This is a genomic window from Elizabethkingia sp. YR214 (genome assembly GCF_003058195.1).
Lineage (GTDB): Bacteria > Bacteroidota > Bacteroidia > Flavobacteriales > Weeksellaceae > Elizabethkingia.
In genome coordinates this window covers 162648-182771 of sequence record NZ_QBUH01000002.1, presented here as the reverse complement: position 1 = coordinate 182771, position 20124 = coordinate 162648, and the positions used below count along the sequence as shown (strand labels likewise).

Genomic DNA, 20124 nt, shown 5'->3' with positions numbered 1-20124 from the left:
AGAGGCTCATAATTTTGTTATCGTTAAATCAAAGACAAAATGGACAAAATAAAAGTATCTACAGCTCAGTTTGAGCATAAAAGTGGTGATAAAGAGTACAACCTCTCAGTTATTGAAAAACTCGCTCAGAAGGCTGCTAAAGAAGGATCGGATATTATTGCGTTTCACGAATGCTCTATTACGGGTTATACCTTTGCCCGAAAGCTCACGAAAGAACAAATGCTGGAACTTGCAGAAAGAATTCCTCAGGGCGAAAGCATATATAGATTACAACAGATAGCTACGGAAAATAATATCGTTGTTCTTGCAGGACTTTTTGAAAAAGATGAGCATAACAATCTTTACAAAGCCTATGTATGCGTAGATAAAAATGGTCTCGTTGCCAAATATAGAAAGTTGCACCCTTTTATTAATCCACACCTGAATCCGGGAACTGCATACTGTATATTCGAAATAAAAGGATGGAAATGTGGTATACTTATCTGTTATGACAACAATATTATTGAAAATGTTAGAGCAACCACCCTATTGGGTGCTGAAATAATCTTTATGCCACATGTAACCATGTGTACTCCATCTTCACGCCCCGGAGCAGGCTTCGTAGATCCTGAGCTTTGGAAAAACAGAGAGAATGACCCGACATCACTCCGATTAGAGTTTAACGGAATGAAAGGAAGAGACTGGTTAATGAAATGGCTTCCAGCTCGTGCTTATGATAACGGAATTTATGTTATTTTCTCTAATCCTATCGGTATGGACGATGACCAGCTTAAAAATGGCTGCTCCATGATTATTGATCCTTTTGGTGATATTTTGAATGAATGTCAAGCCTTTGAAGACAGCTTTGTATCTTCCATACTCACAAAAGAAAAGTTGGAAATGGCAGGTGGCTACCGTTACCGGAAGGCAAGAAGACCGGATCTGTACCGTGATATTATTGGACAGGAACACCAATCTGAACAGAAAGTTATCTGGCTTCATAAAGATTCTGAGTAACAAATTTTTATTTTTGTTTTTTGAGTGGTATTTTTGCAAAAAAAAGATTTGTACAAACTTATACCCCGTATTTTATTATTCCTTTTCATCCTGGCACAGCTATATTTTGTTATTGCAATTGTAAAAGAAAAGAATATTAATACTTGGTTTGTAGTGGTATTTATTCTGATGGCTGTTATTCTGTTTTTTGCATACCGAAAGCCACAGAGATTACATATAGAACATGAGAAAGAGCTCCATTATGAGCTTTTTCTTTTCTTTTTAGCCGGTAGTTTTACCACTTACTTTCTGCAACACAATATCGGATTCAACACCGTCTTTTCTGCCGGACTTGTAGGTTTTACCGGAAGTCTGCTGCCAAAAATAAAGAAATTCAGATCCTCCAAAAACTGGCCTATCGCAATTTATTGTGGTGCCTTTGTAGGAATGAGCAAACTGGAATTTGGTTATTACTATTTGTTTACAGCTACGTTCTTCACGGCTGTCTTTTATGCATTCACACAGCACCTCTTCCACGGAATTGGCGGAAAACTGGGCACACTGGCTTTTATGGGTGTTATGTACTCTTATATTATTTTTAAATTTTTCATGTAATGCTGCTTATTCTTCATATCCTTATTGTTATAACAGGTAGCTGGCTCACTTTTTATCTGAACCGCTATCTAAAGCTGGGGGCTGTAAAATCATCCAGCCTTTTAGCTCTTATTATCGGTGGAATATACCAGATTAATGAAAGCTTTTTGCACTACGATTTACCACGGGACATTCCCTTTTTGGTGATAGGTTCTACCTTCATCGGAATGATTACTTCCAGAAAGCATTATAAAAATTTCAACCTGTTCATTGCACCAATTGTCTTCACTATTATCTATTACAACATCAGTAAGGAGTTCAACGGCTTTGGCGGAGCACTGGGTACAGCAGCATGTATTTCATTATTAATAAGCATATACCTGCGTTCATTAAAAGCAACAAAGAAAGTAATCAAACCTTTCCGGCATGTAAAGGTAGAAACGATGAAAAGAAACAGACATAGAAAATTAAAAGAGGCTTTCAAATAACAACTGTTACTTATAAGCCTCTATAGTATAAAAATCTCACTTTTCAGTGGATAATCATGCTTTATGAATTAATAATCTTCTAATTAACACGCTTCAACAGCATATTTTTGTTTTTTATTTCTTCTTAGATATAGTAGAGATATTACAATCCCGGCCGCTGCCATTGTTGCTCCTACTAATACCGGAGAAGTGTAACCATAACCTTTTTCAATAGGAACGCCGCCAAGAAAAGCACCTAAAGCATTTGCTATATTGAAACAGGCGGGGCCTAAAGACGCTACCAACATTTCTGCATCGCTTTTTACCGAGTTCAGCAATAGTAATGTAAGTGATGGTACAAGTGCAAAGGTGGTAACTCCGGTAAGGAAAGTCATTACAAGTGATGCCCAGGCATTAGCTGCTGTATAATAAATAGTCATCATACATACAATCTGAAACACAAGCACTGCAATAACAATAACTGAAGGAGAAAAAGCATCTGTCAACTTTCCGCCTATAAGATTACCTACAAACATTCCGAGTCCGGCCAAAACCATAATATAAGGCAGATGTTGTTCTGCAATTCCGGATACATCACTCATTAACGGAGCAATATAACTGATCCAGGCAAAAAGTGCCCCAGGAGCTACGGAAAAGATAAGTACCATAAACCATACATTGCTGCTGCGGAAAATAGAGAAGTCTTTCCAGGGGTTTTGTTTGCTTTTTATCGCCTCCGTTTTTGGCATCCATAATTTTAGAGCCAATATTGTGAGCAATCCTATAATAGCAATAAGCAGGAAAGTATAGCGCCATGAAAAATGATGTCCTATATAAGTTCCCAGCGGAACTCCCAAAAGATTGGCTACTGTTAGTCCGGAAAACATTGTCGCTACAGCCTGAGCTTCTTTTCCTTTGTCCGCCAAGCGACTGGCTACAACAGAACCTACTCCGAAAAAGGCGCCGTGTGGTAATCCGGAAATAAATCTGGAAAGCATTAAAAGCTCGTAACCCGGTGCTATGATAGACAATCCATTAAACACTGTAAATAAAACCATTAACAGTATTAAAGTTTTGGTAGGTGAAAATTTATTCATTCCCACAACCAAAAGCGGAGCCCCCACTACTACTCCAAGTGCATAGGCAGTTATAAGATAACCCGCCTGTGGTATAGAAATACTAAGGTCTCTTGCCACGTCTGGCAACATTCCCATAATGGTAAATTCGGTAATTCCGATTCCTAGTCCTCCTAATGCAAGAGACAGCAGACTCTTTTTCATTTATATAATTTTAATAATTGATAGTGCAAATTTCTATCAGAAACTTTCATAATACAAATAATTTAAATTGTACATTTGTATTATAAAAATTATAGTTATGCGCTGGAATTTAGAATGGCTTCGTACTTTCAAAGCTATATACGAAACAGGAACCCTGTCTGCAGCCGCTCAGGAGCTATTTATATCACAACCTGGAGTTAGTCTGCATCTGAACTCTCTGGAAGCATTTACCGGAAATAAGTTATTTGATCGTCTTGCACGAAAGATGGTTCCTACCGAAAAAGGGAAAATTCTCTATAATTATATTTTGGATTCCATGAAAAAACTGGAAGAAGGAGAACAACATTTCCATAAGCGCACGCAAAATGAGCGGGTTACTATTAGTGTAGGAATGTGTTTTGAAACCTTTCAGTATACATTAGAGGAGCATATTTCCGAGCTTCCTTTTAATCTGATTATTAAATTTGGAGAATACCCTCAAATGCAGCATGATCTGGACAACGGTATGCTGGATCTGATTATTACTCCGCAGAAAGGCTCTCAGCAAAACCTCCATTATCAACCATTTTCTAAGGAAAGAATTGTTCTGATTGCCGGAAACGAAACAGACACAAATGATCTGGAAGAATTATTGCACGAGAGAAAAATAAAAGATGCTGCAAATTTGCTGAAACAACAATTATGGTACAGTACTGCAGCAGATATGGAACACCTGAAAAACTTCTGGTTAAAGCATTTTGGAGAGCATCCAGACTTTAGCCCCAATTATATCGTCCCGAATATAAGCTCAATTATCCGATGTCTTAGCGATAGTAAAGGATTTTCTGTAGTACCGGATTTTCTATGTGCTGATGTTCTTAATTCCGGAAAAATTAAAATGGTATGGGAAGGAACACATCCTGTAGAGAATACTTTATATTTTGGTACCAGAAAAAAAACAATGTATCAGGAGGAAATTAATCAGCTTGAAAAGTTATTGAAAGAAAAATGGGAAATGATAGAGGAAATCCTGTAAAATGGATTTCCAGCTATTACAAATAAAGAATGCAGCCTTCAAGAGGCTGCATTCTTTATTATTGAGTTATCATCTTTTAGTTTTCCATAGACTTTGGCCAGCTCTTAGGATCTTTCCCAAAATTTTTATTAGGTGTAGCTCCCATGTTAAAGGTTAAAGTACCCCCCTTCAGCATTTCGTCATGCGTAATGTATACTTTATCGTACGGTTTACCATTTAAAGTTACCGATTGAATATAAATATTAGTCTGGGAATTATTTTTAGCTTCAATTGTAAAGTTTTTACCATTAGGCATTTTAATTTCTGCTTTGTCTAATGAAGGACTTCCGAAAACATATTCTCCTGTTACCGGATTTGCAGGGTATAATCCCATAATGGACCATACTGCCCAGGCACTCATTTGTCCGGCGTCCTCATTACCAGCATATCCATCCGGTTTATCACTGTACATTGTATCTATAATCTGTCTGATACGCTCCTGCGTTTTCCAGGCTTCACCAATATAACTGTACATATAAGCAATATGGTGGCTTGGTTCATTACCATGAGCATACTGCCCGATAAATCCGCTGGCATCCGGAGAAGTAAAATCTCCATGCATTACAGAAGGTGCTACAAAAAGAGCATCCAGCATTTTGCTCAGTCCATTTTTAGCCGGGAATAATTTTGCAAGCCCTCTTACATCATGAGGTACAAAGAAGGAATGCTGCCATGCAGTACCTTCAATATATTGACTCTTATCGAATTCATGCTCAGAATAAAAAGGATCAAAAGGCTCTACAAACTTACCATCTTTGTATCTGGCTCTCATAAATCCGGTCTTAGGATCGAAAAGCTTCTGGTAATTTTTAGCTCTTTTACTAAAAGTTTCAAAGTCTTTTGTTTTACCTAGTTTCTTAGCTACTAAAGAAATTGAATAATCATCAAAAGTATATTCCAATGTTTTGGTCACACTACCACCACCTATATCTTGAGGAACATAACCATATTCGTTGTACGCAGGCACTTCTCTTATTTTCTGGAACGCACTGGCCAACATTGCTTTGTAAGCTTTTTCTTTATCAATTCCCGGAATGTCTTTCAGTATTGCATCTGCCAGCACCGGAATAGCATGATACCCCGTCATAGTGTTGGTTTCGTTTGTACTTAGATCCCATACTGGTAGTAGGCCATATTCATCATAGAAAGCCAGCATACTGTTGATAAGAGAAGTATATTTTTCCGGTTGTGTAATCGTTAACAAAGGATGTTCAGCACGGAAAGTATCCCATAAAGAATATAGTGTATAACGCTGTTCACCGTTTGGCATTTTCTTAATTTCATTCTTATAATTGCCATATTCTCCGTCTTTATCTGAGTATAAAGTCGGCGTAAGAGCTGTATGGTATAAAGCTGAATAGAAAATACGCTTCAAAGATTTACTTTTAGCTTCAATTTTAATTTTGGAAACTTCATTTTCCCAAACTTTATCTGCATTAGCAGCTACCTGATCAAAATTCCATCCCGGAATTTCATTTAGTGCTACCAAAGCTTTATCAGCGCTCGTAGTAGAAAGAGCTACTTTTATTTCTACAGCATCTGAAGGATTAAAAACCAATTGTGCATTTACACCAGTTTCCTTAGAAGAAATTTCTTTGTCCTTGGTCTTTTTACCGTTTAGCAAAATTTCTTTGATTGGCTTAGAAGTTTTCAGCGCGAAAAACACTCTTTGATTTTGTGCCCAACCTTTAGAGAATCGTTGTCCAATAATGGTATTATTGTCTACTATAGTTAACTTTGTATCTGTTGGTTTGTCCCAATTAAAAGCATGATGAAGATCCAAACGAATAGTTGGTTCTGCAGTTCCTGCCGGAAAGGTATACTGATGATAGCCTACTCTTTCTGTGGACGTTAGTTTCGCCCCTATTCCGTTATCCAACTTTACCTGATATAATCCGGCTGCAGCTTTTTCATTTTTATGAGAATAAAACGTACGTGTGTCTACTACCGATTGTTCCACTGGTTTTAGTAAAGGCATTACTGCGATATCCAACCAGTCACCAATTCCGGTTCCGGAAAGATGCATATGGCTGAATCCTGCAATATAATCGGATGTATAGTGATATCCACTTACCCAGTCCCAGTCACCACGGCCGTTATCAGGACTTAGCTGTATCATAGAAAAAGGAAGCGATGCTCCCGGATACGTATGACCATGCCCACCGGTACCTATAAGAGGATCAATATACTGGGTCAATTTTTCCTGTGCGGAAAAATTAGCAATAGCCAGAGAAGTTAATAAAATGAGTATTGGTTTTTTAGTTTTACTTTTCATTCTCATATTTTAAACGACTAAAATACTGGATTTTTAGATGAAAAAAAACTCTGACATTAAAAATGACAGAGCTTTTTATATATTTTATATTTTTCGTAGGTCTAGTATTCAAATAAAACACTACCCCATGTAAATCCACTACCAAAAGCAGAAAGACATACAAGATCACCTCTTTTCATTCTTCCTTCCTCAATGGCTTCACTTAGTGCAATAGGAATAGAAGCTGCAGTTGTGTTTCCATATTTCTCAATATTCACCATTACTTTTTCATCCGGAAGGCCAAGCTGCTGTTGTACATATTGTGCAATACGCTTATTCGCCTGATGCGGGATAAGAAGATCAAGGTCTTCTACTTTTTTACCAGCCTTCTCTAGTGCTTCATGAATAGTTTCCGGGAAACGTGTAACAGCATGCTTAAATACAAAGTTACCATTCATATGTGGGTAAATTTCTTCATCCGGAATAGCTTCTGGTTCATTTTTCAGACGTACACTCCAACCGTATTTTGTTCCCGGGAATTTTGTGCAAAGTTCATCTGCATATTTTCCTTCGGAGTGCATATTCGTTGCAAGGATTCCTTGTACATTATCATCTTCAGATGCAGATAGTACAATAGCACCTGCCCCATCACCAAAGATTACAGATACACCTCTTCCGCGATCGGTGAAATCCAATCCAAATGAATGAATCTCTGCACCCACCACTAAAATATTTTTATACTGTCCCACTTTAATAAAAGCGTCAGCAACACTCATTGCATAAACAAAACCGGAACATTGATTTCTTACATCTAATGCACCAATAGTATCACATCCCAGCATTTCCTGTAACAATACTCCGCATCCTGGGAAATAATAATCCGGAGAAAGCGTTGCAAATACAATGTAATCAATATCTTTGGCAGTAAGCCCTGCGCTTTCGATGGCTTTTTTTGAAGCCTGCAAACCTAAATAAGCAGTCGTCTCTTCAGCGTCGTTTATATTTTTACGGTAATGACGTTGTTTGATACCTGTTCTTTCGGTAATCCACTCGTCGTTTGTGCTCATTAATTTAGCCAGATCGTCGTTTGTCACAACTTTTTCCGGCACATAATAACCAAAGCCTTTTATGACACTTTTCTTCATGTTTCTTTTTTTATTTATAGGGTCTTATGCAATTTTGGAACAAACATTATTGCCCTAAAAATTGCGTTCATTTAAAAAGTTCGGCAAAAATAGCACTTTATTCTTTACATAGTAATATTTAGTTTTAAATATCTGTAGACATGTTTGTTATGAAGGTAAATTTCATCACAAAATAGCTGATAGTAATACATCGAAAGAAATTTTATATTACATTTGCCTTATGCCTATCAAAACTTTATTTCACAATCATAACTGCGAATGGATAGATGTTGAAGCTCCTACTGAGGAAGACCTGAACTTCCTGCAAAACAGGTATGAAATTAATAAGCTTTTACTTCAGGATACTGTAGATCCTAATCACCTTCCAAAATATGAGGAAGCTGACCATGTTAAATTCTTTCTGACAAGAGAGAATACTGAACTGGAACGGATAAATCTAAACTCCATTAGTGATGTGAGTACCAAGTTGGGAATATTTATTATAGGCCAGACAATAATCACGGTCCACAGACTTAGTACCAGCAGTGTAACGAAAACTAAAAATGAGCTGGATAACAGCAAAACTCCGGACATGATTACAGTAGAAAGAATTGCACTGAGACTGGCACATAAGGTTATTAAAACGTTTGATGCAGAAAGTGAAAATCTTTTGGAGCTTCTTGACAAAATTGAATCTGAAATATTTTTAAAGAAAACATCTCATACCAATCAGATAAAACGTTTGTATAAACTAAAGCGTAAAACAGGGCTGAATCTTCGTATTCTGAATATCTCGTCCGACTGGGTTCAGAATTTCAATAAACTTCCGCTGGAACATGTTGAGGTAATGGACCTCGTAGATAAACAGAAAGATGCTATTGCTGACTTTGAGCACTTGAATCAACAGGTTACCAACCTTATCGGTATGTTTCTGGCGATTAGTGATCAGAAAAACAATGAAGCCATGAAGATCTTGTCCATGTACTCTATTTACTTCTTACCCATTACTTTTATTGCAGGTGTATATGGAATGAATTTCGATGTTATGCCAGAACTTCACCATAAAAGTGGTTATTATGTAACTTTAGGCGTTATGGCACTGGTCGTTATTATTACCTTTATTTATATGAGAAGAAAGAGGATGTAATTATCCTGATTTCTTTACAGATAAAATTACAAATAATACAAAGAGACGATTAATTGTAAGATCTTAACATCTGTGGCTTTGTGATAATCTAGCTTAATATATCAATTAATTTACCGACCTGTGGATATAACGGGTCAATTTGATCCCCATATCGGTCCATATAATCTTAGCATTTCCGTTTCGGTACAAATGAAGATTTGCCTCGGATAATTCTTCTAAAATAGATTCGATATTAGCACCATGGATAAAGCGGGAAAAGCCTTCCCATTTAAATCCATTTTTATTTAATGATTTATATACCAAATCATCGGCAGCATAATTGTGTAATAATGCTAAACGGAAAATCTCCGCACAATAATCTAAGAACTTCTTCTGTTTTTCTCTGCTCCATGAAGAAATTTCACGAGCCCATAAAATAAGGTCTTTTATAACACCTGGTTTTGTCTTAGCCTGAAAGGCATTTCGAACCCATTGGATAAAAAGTGCCTCAAACTCATCATTTGCAGCATTGTCAGACATTAATTTCATAGCCAGATTCCAGTCTCCCTGCGCCTGAAAAGCCAAAGCTCTGGCATTATCTTCAGAAATATTAAACTGCTCTGTCAAAGCATTTTCTAAATCACCAGGTGACAGTTTAGAAACATTTACCAGCTGACAACGCGATAAGATTGTAGGAAGAACGAAATCTATACTTTCTGCCAGAAGCAGAATAATTGTCTTCTCGGGTGGTTCTTCTAAAAACTTCAGAAACTTATTGGCAGCCTGATCATTCATCTTTTCAATCTTGGTCATGACTAAGACTTTATAGCCGCCTTCAAAACTTTTAAGCTTAAACTTGTCTATAATTTCTTCCACTTCATGAACAGAGATGATCATTTGCTTTTTTTCAGAATCCAAACGCATGATCCAGTCATCGTCACTGGAATAGGGATTTTCCAAAATCATGCTTCTCCATTCCTGCAGAAAATTCTTACTTAGAGCTTTTCCTCCTTCTGTATAACTTGGAAAACTAAAATGAAGATCAATATGGTTAAGGTTTTCTACCTTGTGTCCGGCAGATGAATTTTCTTTGGCAAGAATCTCTTTAACATAAGCTAAAACCAGTGGTAATCCTCCGTATCCTTCTTTCCCTACAAATAATTGGGCGTGACTGATACGGCCTTCTGTTACCGAATCCTGAAGCATTTTCTTTATGGCATTCTGCCCGACAATTTCATTCCAGTGCATAGTACAAAGATAAGCACCGTAATAACAAAACACAAACCTAAATGAAAAGCAAAAGCAACAAATGAAGTATCAAATTATACTGCGAAAGCAATAACTTGGAGTGGAAACTGGCATAAGTCTTTAGCTTTTTCACATTATTTAACTTATTTTAAGGGGTAAATAATTTTTAGCTTTCATTATTTATTATGATATTTGCGCTTTGTTAAGCAAATCGTACATGAACAAAATCTTTGTTTTCGCTTTAGTCGCATTAGGAACAACTCTTAGTGCTCAGTCTATCGGAAATTCTCCGTATGCAGTATTTGGGCTTGGAGATGTTAAATATAATAATGACCTCAATATATCTGCTATGGGTGGTATTTCTGCAGCATATATCTCAGATTTCACCAACTCATTTAACTTCGGCAACCCGGCAGCCAACTTCAATTTAGAACTTACTTCTTTAAGAGGTCAGGTTACTAATGAGAACAGCTTCTATAAATCCGATTATAATAATTATAGTAAGACTAAACACTCTAACTATCTTTCTAATATATCGATAGCAGTTCCATTATCTTCTAAAGTTAAATTTGGTCTGGGCTACCAGCCATACAGCTCCAAAACCTACAATATCTTAACAACTAAAAATATAGGAGATGAAGGTAATCAGCAGGCTAATTTCTTTAAAGGCGAAGGAACAATCAGTACAGTAGAGGCAGCTTTATCTTATCAGGTAATACCTGGTTTAGGTTTAGGTTTAAGAACTAATTTCTATTTCGGTAAAGTCTCCGACATCGAAGAGGTTACTTTTAAAAATGCCGAACTTATTAATGGTTACCAGACCAGCAATAAAGTAAAAAGTTTCAACTTTACTGTAGGTGCCGCTTATCAGCACAAAACAAGTACAGACCATAAAATTACTGCCGGAGCAACTTACCAGTTTGGTAATGGAGGTACAATGGAATCTACATATACCAATAGTACATATTTCTATACTGGCGAAAGCAGGCAGAATGTAAATATTATAGAACGGGCAACAAGTAGGTCCAAAAATTTAATCCCTCAGATATTTACAGCTGGTATCGGTTATGGTAGAGATGCAAGATGGTTTGCTTCTGCTCAGGTAGATTATACAAAAGGAAGAACTATTAACTTTCTTGGAAACCCTTTCGAATATAAGGATGGCTATAAAGTGTCTGCCGGTGGATGGTTTATCCCGAATGCAAATGACTTCAGAAGCTACTTCTCTCGTGTAATATACAGATACGGAGCTTTCTATGAAAAAGGAGGGCTTAACATCAATGGTAAAGATATCAATGGTTACGGACTAAGTCTTGGTGCTAACTTCCCTATAAAACCTTCTATTAATTCATTCAGTAGTATAGATTTTGCTGTAGAATTTGGTAAGAGAGGAACTACTCAAAACAATCTTGTACAGCAAGGATTTATCAACTTCAAAATTGGATTTAATTTTGCAGACCGTTGGTTCATTAAAAACTTATACAACTAAGATGAACATCTTACATAAGATATTTTTAAAAAATTTAGCCGGAGTATTTCCTTTGGCTATTTTTTTTCTGCTTGTATCTTGTGAGGAAGATCAAAGTAAAGCCGGTGGGAAAAAGAAAACAAATTTCCCGGCACAGGTCTTTTATAATGCCAAAATCATTCAGCGTGATTCTGGTCGTATTTCTATGAGGTTCAATGCTCCGCTTATCGAAAAGTATGAATATCTTGATACACCCTATGTGGAAACCCGAAAAGGGCTTTACATAGAGTTTATAGATCATAAGAAACCAAAAAATCCTGGAAAACTATGGGCAAACTATGCCAAAATGATAGAAAAAAAGGATTTTTATCTTGCAAAAGGTGATGTAAAAATCATTAATCCGGAAGGTCAGACTTTCAAAATGCAGAGTATCTACTGGGATAAGAAAAATAAAAAAATGTATACTAAAGATACAGTATTCATTACCGATAAAGAAGGAAATATATTGATTGGCTCTCACGGTATGAAAGCTAAAGACGACTTTAGTCAATACAGCTTATACAGCAGCTTCGGAGAAGCAAACTCCGAAACTATGCCGGATATGAAAAAATAAATGAGGGATTACCACTGCATAGGTCTTATGTCCGGGACCAGTCTGGACGGACTGGACATCTGCTATGTTCAGTTTACTAAAAATCCGCAGTGGAACTTCAAAATACTCAAAAGCTCTACATTACCCTACTCTTCTGTATGGAAAAAAAAGTTAAGATCTGCCGTAGATTTATCATCAGAGAATCTTCTGGCGCTACATTCTGAATATGGCTTTTATTTAGCCGAATGTACCCAAAACTTTATCCAGAAACATGAGATAGAGAAGCTGGATGTAATTGCTTCCCACGGGCACACTGTTTTTCATCAGCCCCAACGACATTTCACCCTTCAGATTGGTGATGCAAGACTCATAAAATATCACATCAATAAAACTACAGTATACGATTTTCGTTCTCAGGATGTTCTGATGGGTGGAAATGGTGCTCCATTAGTACCAATTGGAGATCATTTATTATTTTCAAAGTATTCTGCCTGTCTTAATTTAGGTGGATTCACCAATATTTCTTACAATGAAGCGGGTAAGAGAATAGCATTTGATATTTCCCCGCTTAATATTGTTTTGAACACTTTGTGCAGCAAACTGGGACAGGAATATGATCAGAACGGAGATATTGCCAGAAACGCAGCTATTGATGATGTTCTTCTCCAAAAGCTAAATTCTTTATCATTTTATAAAAAGTCAGCGCCAAAATCATTGGGTATAGAATGGGTGAATACTGAAGTTATGCCACTATTGCAAAATGTATCCATTGAAACTGCTTTGGCAACACTAACCCGTCATTCTGCAGAACAGGTTGCAAGTGTATTAAATCAGAAACAACTCAAAAATGTTCTTGTTACCGGCGGCGGTGTTTATAATCGTTTTTTTATAGAGTCTTTACAGGCTTTAACTTCAACTCAACTAATCGTTCCGGACCAACAGACCATAGAATTCAAAGAAGCTCTTATATTTGCTTTTATGGGGCTTTTAAGGGTACTGGGGGAAAACAATGTTCTGGCATCTGCAACAGGAGCTGCAAAAGACCATAGCAGCGGAATTATTGCTTAGTCCCTTTTTTTAAATCCAAACTTTAACTTTGGACTTGTAATCCAAACTAGCCTTGCCAAGGTTTGAAACCTTGGCAAGGCTAGTTATTAAATAATAAAAAAACCGAAAGAAGTTTCTTTCGGTTTGTATTTTCTGACAGAAAATTTATATTTATAAGCTTTCGATCTTATCGGTCAATGAGTTGATGAAGTTTTGAAGTGGCTTTTCAACCATCATTTTAAGAAACGGATTGAATTTTCCTTCGAATAATAATTGTACCTCAGTCTGGGTATCATTTACCGGATTCATCACTCCTCTTAATGCAAAATCCAAAGAAGAACTTGCTGAAGCTAATACTACACCTTGGTCTGTAACCTCCTGAATCTTAAGACCAATCTTAGGAAGACCACTTAACTCAAAGTTAAAGCCACCTTCTTTTACTTCAAAAGTTTTAAGACTATCCGGCATTAGCGCTTTATAGTCTTCCGGCTTTTGCAGCATTTCTTTTAATTCAGCAACCGATTTATTTACGACAACTTTTCTACCTTCTAAATTCATTATTTTTATATTTTTGTACTTAATTATAAACCCTAACAAATGTATAAAGTTTTTATCAATGAACGAAAATTATCCTTCACAAATGCTATTCAGCAAATTGATAAAAATTTAGAATTTGTGGATGTCAATACATTTAGTATTGCTATAGACCTGTTAGAGAATACTTCAACTCCTTCCGTTAATATTTATGCTGAAAATGTAGAAGAGGTTTGGAATACTTTTTCTGCCTCATTCAGAAATATCGAAGCTGCCGGTGGTGTTGTACTGAACACAAAGGATGAAGTTCTTTTTATCTACCGCATGTCCAGATGGGATCTTCCGAAAGGAAAAATGGAAAAGGGAGAATCTAAAGATTTAACCGCTCTGAGAGAGGTTGAAGAGGAATGTTCTATCACAGATCTTTCTCTGGAAGAATTCCTGAGTTCTACCTATCATATGTACACAGAAAGAGATGGCAGCAAGGTTTTAAAAATTACACATTGGTACAAAATGCGCCACCATAGCAATCAGCAACCATTGCCACAGGAAATTGAAGGTATTACCAAAGCGGAATGGAAACCTCAAAGTGATATTAAAACAGAAGTTTTTCCCAATACTTTCCAGAATATACGTCTGATATTGGATGAGGCTCTGGATTTGAAATAACAATAAGTAATAAATAAAGGGCAATGAATATTAGTTATAATCCTTCCATACTAAAATCATTATTGAAAGTATGGGTGATATCAAATATTCTGCCTGCTCTTCTTATCCAAATATATAACTACAGTCCTGAAAATTTCTGGTTCAATTTACTGTTTGTTTCTGCATGTGGACTTCTTATTTCAGTTCCAGCAATGCTTATTTTAGCAATCCTCATAAAAAGATGGACAAATAAAAAAACTATGATTATTCCAGTCTCAGTTCTTTTAGTTTTCATTACATTTTATATGGCAGGCTTTCGGTGTACAGATTTTCCGTTAGCTATTCTTTACTCTATAACTATTTCAGGTTCAATATTAATCATAAACCTTAAAAGTAAAAGTGATTATTAAATTTAGCTTACAATAAATCAATCAGTTTTTCCAAAGCAATACCTCGGGAACCCTTTAGCAGAATATTCTCGGTAGTTACAGGATTTTGTTTCAGATAATCACCGGTAAGAGCTGTGCTTTCAAAAGCCAATTCAGAAGCGTTGACTTCCTTGAACTTAGGACCAACGGTGATAATATTGTCAAACTCTAAGCTTTCTGCTAATGAAAGAATTCTCTCGTGTTCTACTCTACTTTCATCACCAAGCTCCAGCATATCTCCTATAATAATAGTTTTGGAACCTTTATACTGGCTAAAGTTTTTAAGGGAAACTTCCATACTGCTTGGATTAGCATTGTAAGTATCCAGTACCAGAGTCTTCCCATCTCTTTCTACAATCTGAGAGCGCATATTGGTTGGTGTATAGCTCTCTATTGCTCTTTTAATATCAGTTTCTTCTACTCCGAAATATTTACCCAAAGAAATTGCTGCACAAATATTATTGAAATTATACTCTCCTGTTAATTGAGAAAGTGCCTTCTGATCAGTAAACAGAATACCAATCCTGTTGTTTTCTGTGAACATTTGAAACTGGTAATCTGAAACCTCTGTACCAAAAGTTATTTTTTTGCTGTAAGCAGCTGTTTTTTCTTCCTGTATAACATCTGCCTGATTAACAAGAATAGTTTTATCGTTGTTTTTTAGGTAATCATATAATTCCGATTTTCCTTTAATTACGCCTTCAAAACCTCCAAAGCCTTCTAAATGTGCTTTACCAAAGTTGGTGATATAACCATAATCTGGCTGAGCAATGCTGCAAAGTAATTCAATTTCTTTCTGATGGTTCGCACCCATTTCTACTACAGCTATTTCATGTCCTGGCTGAATGGATAAAATTGTTAGTGGAACTCCTATATGATTGTTCAGGTTTCCTTGTGTATACTGAACACTGTATTTTTGTACCAAGACAGCGTGAATAAGTTCTTTTGTTGTTGTTTTACCATTACTCCCCGTTAGTCCTACAATTGGAATTTGTAAGTGCTTACGGTGTTCTTTTGCTAAGTCCTGTAATGTCTGAAGTGTAGACGGAAAACAGAAAATATTGTTTTCCGGGTTATCAAAATCAGGATTTTCAATTATTACAGCTATAGCACCTTTATTTATTGCCTCCTCGGCCTGTGTTGCAGCATCAAAACTTTCACCTGAGAAAGCGAAAAATAAATCTCCTTTTTCAATCTTTCTGGAATCTATTACAACCTTATTACAAGTTTTATAAATAGCGTATAACTGTTCAATATTCATGACTCCAAAATTATAAAAAAGAAATAAAATATATGGCAATCAAAATGAAAGTATTCCTATTACAGGTCTACATTTTTTCCAAAAATTCAATATATGCCGGAATACTTTTCTCAATCCATTCCGAAGATGTGTTCTGTTCAATACCATAATAAGCAAATAAAGGCTTGTAATCTGCTTTAATGTATTTAAAAGTAAGTTCAAAAGGTGTTGTCAATTCTTTAAGTGTGTAATTATAAACACCTGTTGCGGTATATTCGTTTTCCTCGATGCCAACACTCATAGCTAAAGCTACTTTTTTCTCTGCAAATTTATACCCACTCTTACTGCCATAGGCCCAACCATATAACAATACTTCATCCAACCATTTCTTTAGTAAGGGCGGGGAACTGAACCAGTAAAATGGAAACTGAAAAATAATTATATCATAAGCTTCTACTAGAAGTTGTTCCTTTTCAACATTTAGCTTCTCATCCGGGTAAGCCGCATATAAATCATGTATATAATATTGATCCGGATATTTTCGTAGTTCTTCTATCCAGCGTTTATTAATCATTGATTTTTTAAGATCAGGATGAACCAGAATAATTAATATTTTTCCTTCTTTTTTCATATTAAAAACTAAAATTATATTGGACAAAAGTATTTACAAAAATCCTTAATTTCCTATATTGCACCCCATTGTAAGGTCCTATAAAAAATGTAACTAATGACAAAAATTAAAGACACTTCAACAAACTTTGCCAATAAAAAAAACTTAATGGAAGAGTGCCATGAGGTATATGCTGTTAATATAATTGGTGGTCAGTGGACTCTTGCTATTTGCTGTTACCTTATCAACGGAAAACTGCGTTTTAGCGAACTAAAACAATGTCTCCCGAATATTACAGAAAGAATGCTGGCACTAGAACTAAAAAAGCTGATCGAACATAAAATAATCCAAAAGTTTGTGTATGCAGAAGTGCCTGTCCGAGTAGAATACGAACTGACTTCAGTAGGTTATAAACTTCATAACATAATAACTGAATTAGGTAAATGGGGTAATGAGCATAAAGAGTTAGTTAAAAAACAGTAAGCTCAATTAATATTGATTTAACAAAAAAATCATATTTCCCTGCTATAAAGGCTTTCATTCTTATATTAGCTTTGCTAAATTTGCAAAATGAACCGAATCGCCGAATTGAAGAAATTCATGACCAGCCAGTATATTTATTACGGGCTTAGAATGACCTTTGCAGTTGTAGTTCCCTGTATTATCATGGCCTATTATGGTGTTCTGGCTGAATACTTCGCTTTTCCTCTTGGTACCATGCTTATGACAAATATGGACCAACCCGGTCCTTTTGTAAGACGTCGGAATACTTTTATCATTGGAATTATCTGCTTTTTCATTGTATCTCTGGCCATTTTACTTACCTACCAATACCCCATTATTGTGGCAGCAGAGATTATTCTGTTCGGTATGTTCTTTTCTCTTATCGGTATTTATGGTACCCGGCTTTCTGCAATGGGATCATTGACCCTTGTGGTATTTGCAATTCTTATCGATGGGCACTTTGGTGGTGGAAAGGTAATCCAAACCTCTATTACACTTACTTTAGGAGGTTTATGGGCTTTTCTTCTGTTTTTTATATTATCTAAGATTCAGCCCTATATACTGGTAAAACAGATTTTGGGAGAAAATTTTATAGAACTCGGAAATTTTATCCGGATAAAATCCAAATTTTACCAAACCAAACCCGATTTTGATGCTCTTTTCCATGAAATGATGTCCTCACAGATTAAACTGAAAGAACATCATGAGGATTTACGTGAAATACTTTTTACTACCCGGACCTACGTTAACGAATCTACGACTACCAGTCGTATTATTATGCTAATGTTTTTGGAAAGTATCGATCTTTTCGAACAAATTCTTACCTCTCAGCAGGATTATAAAACCATGCATGAGAAATTTGATGATAAAAATATTCTACCTTCTATTCATCGTTATATTGAGATTATTTCATCCGAACTTATCAATATTGGCATTGCTGTACAGGCAAATCAGAAAGCGTTTCCTATTGCCAATCTCGACAAGGAGCTGATGAAGTGCTACCAGCTGTATTATGACCTTCGCAATACAGAGATGAATCATGAAAACTTTCAGGACTTTATGATGCTTCGTCAGATCCTGATGAATCTTAGTGAAATTACCAAAAAGGTTAAAACTATTTATCGTGCATCAGGCTACGATGAGAAGCTTGCTAAAAGTTTATCATTCGGTCTGGATTTTGAAAAATTCGCTCCTAAAAATGAAAAAATCAATCTGAAGCTACTGAAATTTAATCTATCCTTAAAATCAGCTCACTTCAGGCATGCACTACGTATCACTATAGCATTGCTCATCGGTTATATTGTTTCCTTGGTCACATTCGTACAAATTGGGCATTCTTACTGGATTTTGATCACGATACTGGCAATACAGAAACCTGCATTTAGTATTACCAAATCCAGAAACCTCCTAAGGCTTGGCGGAACATTGGCTGGTGCTACACTCAGTTTTGCTATTTTATACTATATTAGTAATACAACAGTACTCTTTATTATCCTTTTGGTTAGTATGATATTGTGCTATACTTTCCTTAAAAAGAAATACATGACTGCTATTTTCTTTATGACAATCTATGTATTTATGTCTTTTAATTTCCTTTCACCAGGGAACTTTCAAGTAATCTTTGTAGACCGTATTATCGATACACTTATTGGTGGTGCAATTAGCTTCTTGGTTTCTTATTTTGTATTTCCAGTATGGGAAAGGACGCAGAATAAATCCTATGTTATTGACGCTATTAATGGCAACAAAGCCTACTTTAAGATTGTCTGTGAAATGATTACAGAAAAAGATGTGAATATCACTCAGGACTTCAAAGAGATAAGAAAAGATGCTATTATTGCGCTGGCCAATCTCTCGGATAACTTCCAGAGAATGTTATCTGACCCTAAATTCCAGCAGCATTTAAGAATCAAACGTATCCACCAGTTTGTCAATACCAGCCATCTTCTTACGGCATATATTGCCTCGCTTTCTATGTATGCTCAGAAAAACGATACTTTCTCCGAGGTAGATTTAAAAAACTGGAGAAAGAAGATTATGCTGGAGTTTACCAAAATGCAGCTATTACTAAATGTAGAAGGTATTAATGAGGAAAGCCTGAAAGAATTCGAGGATTATAAAGAACCTTCCGATAAAATAGAAACTTTACTGGAAAAGCGCCGTCGCGAGATTATGGAGAAAGAAATACCTTTTATTTCTAATCCGGAAAAAATCAGCAGACTAACGGAACTAAAAAGTATAAACGAACTTTTTGCTCTTATCAATAACGTAACCGAAGAACAGGTAAAAGTTATTGAAAGATTCCTAAGAAATCAGGATTCTACAACGATGGAGAAAAAGAAATCATCAAATCTCTTTAACTGGGCCCAGAAATAATCGGAAAAAGTATCATCATATACCTTGCATCTTACATTATCCAGATGATGTAGTTGAAAAGCTTCAACTTCATAATTCTTTTTCAGGGACCAGAATTTGGAATGATGTAGTTTGTAAAGAGATTCTTTTACACACCATATCGCTGTAAGGTATTCTTTTTCTTCTTCAGGTACTATAAATGAGGACTCGTTAAGGGTAAATTTATGTTTTATTTTCACAATTTTATCCTTTACCATTTCCAGATCTATTCCCACTTTTTTATCAGAAATAGCAATGGCTGCAAGAGGAAAAGAATGGCTTATTGATATTTCTTTATTTGCAGGCATCAGATAAGGCTCTCCATTTTCTTTGTACAGTATTTTATGCTCTGGCAAAAGCTGTTTCAGCATTTTTCGCACCATCAATACCTCTGATAATTTTTTGGGATGATAATGGGTAACCTTTTCATAATTTTCGGGTTCCAGAAGTTCCTGTGGGTTCAGTTCTTCACTCTCATCATACTTCCATACCCATACAACGGCTTTATTATCGGAGAAATTCTGGTATAACGGCATA

General features: G+C 35.9%; 20 protein-coding genes. 12 read left to right on the top strand and 8 right to left on the bottom strand.

From position 1 onward, the window contains the following. The first annotated feature begins 39 nt into the window (after positions 1 to 39). The 3 genes from C8J95_RS03980 to C8J95_RS03970 are packed head-to-tail and all read left to right on the top strand — an operon-like array spanning position 40 to position 2057. Entirely contained in the window at positions 40 to 996 is a 957-nt protein-coding gene (locus C8J95_RS03980) for a nitrilase family protein (RefSeq protein WP_107808851.1), read from the top strand. A gap of 48 nt (positions 997 to 1044) precedes the next feature. Next, positions 1045 to 1590 carry a hypothetical protein gene (locus tag C8J95_RS03975; protein ID WP_065081603.1) on the top strand — a complete coding sequence of 182 codons (546 nt, stop codon included), beginning with the start codon at positions 1045 to 1047 and terminating at the stop codon, positions 1588 to 1590. Next, entirely contained in the window at positions 1590 to 2057 is a 468-nt protein-coding gene (locus tag C8J95_RS03970; protein WP_107808849.1) for a hypothetical protein, read from the top strand. Before C8J95_RS03975 ends, C8J95_RS03970 begins: the two co-directional genes overlap by 1 nt. A gap of 83 nt (positions 2058 to 2140) precedes the next feature. On the opposite strand, the gene C8J95_RS03965 is transcribed toward C8J95_RS03970, so the two are convergent. After that, the gene (locus tag C8J95_RS03965) at positions 2141 to 3316 is read right to left on the bottom strand and encodes an MFS transporter (RefSeq protein ID WP_107808848.1); all 1176 of its coding nucleotides are present in this window, start codon (positions 3314 to 3316) and stop codon (positions 2141 to 2143) included. Between the two features lie 97 nt (positions 3317 to 3413). Here C8J95_RS03965 and C8J95_RS03960 point away from each other — a divergent pair, with 97 nt between their 5' ends. Beyond that, positions 3414 to 4331 (top strand): LysR family transcriptional regulator, encoded by a 918-nt coding sequence (locus C8J95_RS03960; protein ID WP_107808847.1) that lies wholly within the window; start codon positions 3414 to 3416, stop codon positions 4329 to 4331. A 76-nt stretch (positions 4332 to 4407) separates the two neighbouring features. On the opposite strand, the gene C8J95_RS03955 is transcribed toward C8J95_RS03960, so the two are convergent. Continuing rightward, complete coding sequence (locus C8J95_RS03955; RefSeq protein WP_107809021.1) at positions 4408 to 6645, bottom strand: GH92 family glycosyl hydrolase; 2238 nt, start codon at positions 6643 to 6645, stop codon at positions 4408 to 4410. 101 nt (positions 6646 to 6746) lie between these two features. Further along, positions 6747 to 7769 carry a 3-oxoacyl-ACP synthase III family protein gene (locus C8J95_RS03950; RefSeq protein ID WP_107808846.1) on the bottom strand — a complete coding sequence of 341 codons (1023 nt, stop codon included), beginning with the start codon at positions 7767 to 7769 and terminating at the stop codon, positions 6747 to 6749. A gap of 220 nt (positions 7770 to 7989) precedes the next feature. On the opposite strand from C8J95_RS03950, the gene C8J95_RS03945 reads away from it, so the two are divergent. Then, entirely contained in the window at positions 7990 to 8895 is a 906-nt protein-coding gene (locus C8J95_RS03945) for a CorA family divalent cation transporter (RefSeq protein ID WP_107808845.1), read from the top strand. A 105-nt stretch (positions 8896 to 9000) separates the two neighbouring features. Here the strand turns inward: C8J95_RS03945 and C8J95_RS03940 are convergent, their stop codons facing one another. Beyond that, entirely contained in the window at positions 9001 to 10122 is a 1122-nt protein-coding gene (locus tag C8J95_RS03940) for a DNA polymerase III subunit delta' (RefSeq protein ID WP_107808844.1), read from the bottom strand. A gap of 217 nt (positions 10123 to 10339) precedes the next feature. On the opposite strand from C8J95_RS03940, the gene C8J95_RS03935 reads away from it, so the two are divergent. Genes C8J95_RS03935 through C8J95_RS03925 form a run of 3 tightly spaced genes read left to right on the top strand, consistent with a single transcriptional unit; the run spans position 10340 to position 13250 of the window. After that, positions 10340 to 11611: a hypothetical protein gene (locus tag C8J95_RS03935; protein ID WP_107808843.1), complete on the top strand. Its 1272-nt coding sequence runs from the start codon at positions 10340 to 10342 to the stop codon at positions 11609 to 11611. 1 nt (position 11612) lies between these two features. Next, positions 11613 to 12203 (top strand): LPS export ABC transporter periplasmic protein LptC, encoded by a 591-nt coding sequence (gene lptC / locus C8J95_RS03930; protein WP_107809020.1) that lies wholly within the window; start codon positions 11613 to 11615, stop codon positions 12201 to 12203. After that, positions 12204 to 13250 carry an anhydro-N-acetylmuramic acid kinase gene (locus C8J95_RS03925; protein ID WP_107808842.1) on the top strand — a complete coding sequence of 349 codons (1047 nt, stop codon included), beginning with the start codon at positions 12204 to 12206 and terminating at the stop codon, positions 13248 to 13250. It begins immediately after the preceding gene. A 150-nt stretch (positions 13251 to 13400) separates the two neighbouring features. Here C8J95_RS03925 and C8J95_RS03920 read toward each other — a convergent pair whose 3' ends face one another. Further along, the gene (locus C8J95_RS03920; RefSeq protein ID WP_059155829.1) at positions 13401 to 13787 is read right to left on the bottom strand and encodes a hypothetical protein; all 387 of its coding nucleotides are present in this window, start codon (positions 13785 to 13787) and stop codon (positions 13401 to 13403) included. Between the two features lie 39 nt (positions 13788 to 13826). On the opposite strand from C8J95_RS03920, the gene C8J95_RS03915 reads away from it, so the two are divergent. Then, positions 13827 to 14432, top strand: coding sequence for an NUDIX hydrolase (locus C8J95_RS03915; protein WP_107808841.1), 606 nt, complete (start codon positions 13827 to 13829; stop codon positions 14430 to 14432). Between the two features lie 23 nt (positions 14433 to 14455). Next, positions 14456 to 14821 carry a hypothetical protein gene (locus tag C8J95_RS03910; protein ID WP_107808840.1) on the top strand — a complete coding sequence of 122 codons (366 nt, stop codon included), beginning with the start codon at positions 14456 to 14458 and terminating at the stop codon, positions 14819 to 14821. A 7-nt stretch (positions 14822 to 14828) separates the two neighbouring features. Here C8J95_RS03910 and murF read toward each other — a convergent pair whose 3' ends face one another. Further along, the gene (murF, locus tag C8J95_RS03905) at positions 14829 to 16100 is read right to left on the bottom strand and encodes a UDP-N-acetylmuramoyl-tripeptide--D-alanyl-D-alanine ligase (protein WP_107808839.1); all 1272 of its coding nucleotides are present in this window, start codon (positions 16098 to 16100) and stop codon (positions 14829 to 14831) included. Positions 16101 to 16167: 67 nt separating this feature from the next. After that, entirely contained in the window at positions 16168 to 16710 is a 543-nt protein-coding gene (locus C8J95_RS03900; protein WP_107808838.1) for an NAD(P)H-dependent oxidoreductase, read from the bottom strand. Positions 16711 to 16806: 96 nt separating this feature from the next. Between C8J95_RS03900 and C8J95_RS03895 the strand changes: the two genes are divergently transcribed. Further along, positions 16807 to 17172 carry a helix-turn-helix domain-containing protein gene (locus tag C8J95_RS03895; protein WP_107808837.1) on the top strand — a complete coding sequence of 122 codons (366 nt, stop codon included), beginning with the start codon at positions 16807 to 16809 and terminating at the stop codon, positions 17170 to 17172. Positions 17173 to 17259: 87 nt separating this feature from the next. After that, a complete protein-coding gene (locus C8J95_RS03890) occupies positions 17260 to 19569 on the top strand; it encodes an FUSC family membrane protein (RefSeq protein WP_185124606.1) in 2310 nt (769 codons plus the stop codon). Here C8J95_RS03890 and C8J95_RS03885 read toward each other — a convergent pair. Then, positions 19506 to 20123 (bottom strand): 4'-phosphopantetheinyl transferase superfamily protein, encoded by a 618-nt coding sequence (locus C8J95_RS03885; protein WP_107808835.1) that lies wholly within the window; start codon positions 20121 to 20123, stop codon positions 19506 to 19508. The genes C8J95_RS03890 and C8J95_RS03885 overlap by 64 nt on opposite strands. Between the last annotated feature and the right edge of the window lies 1 nt (position 20124).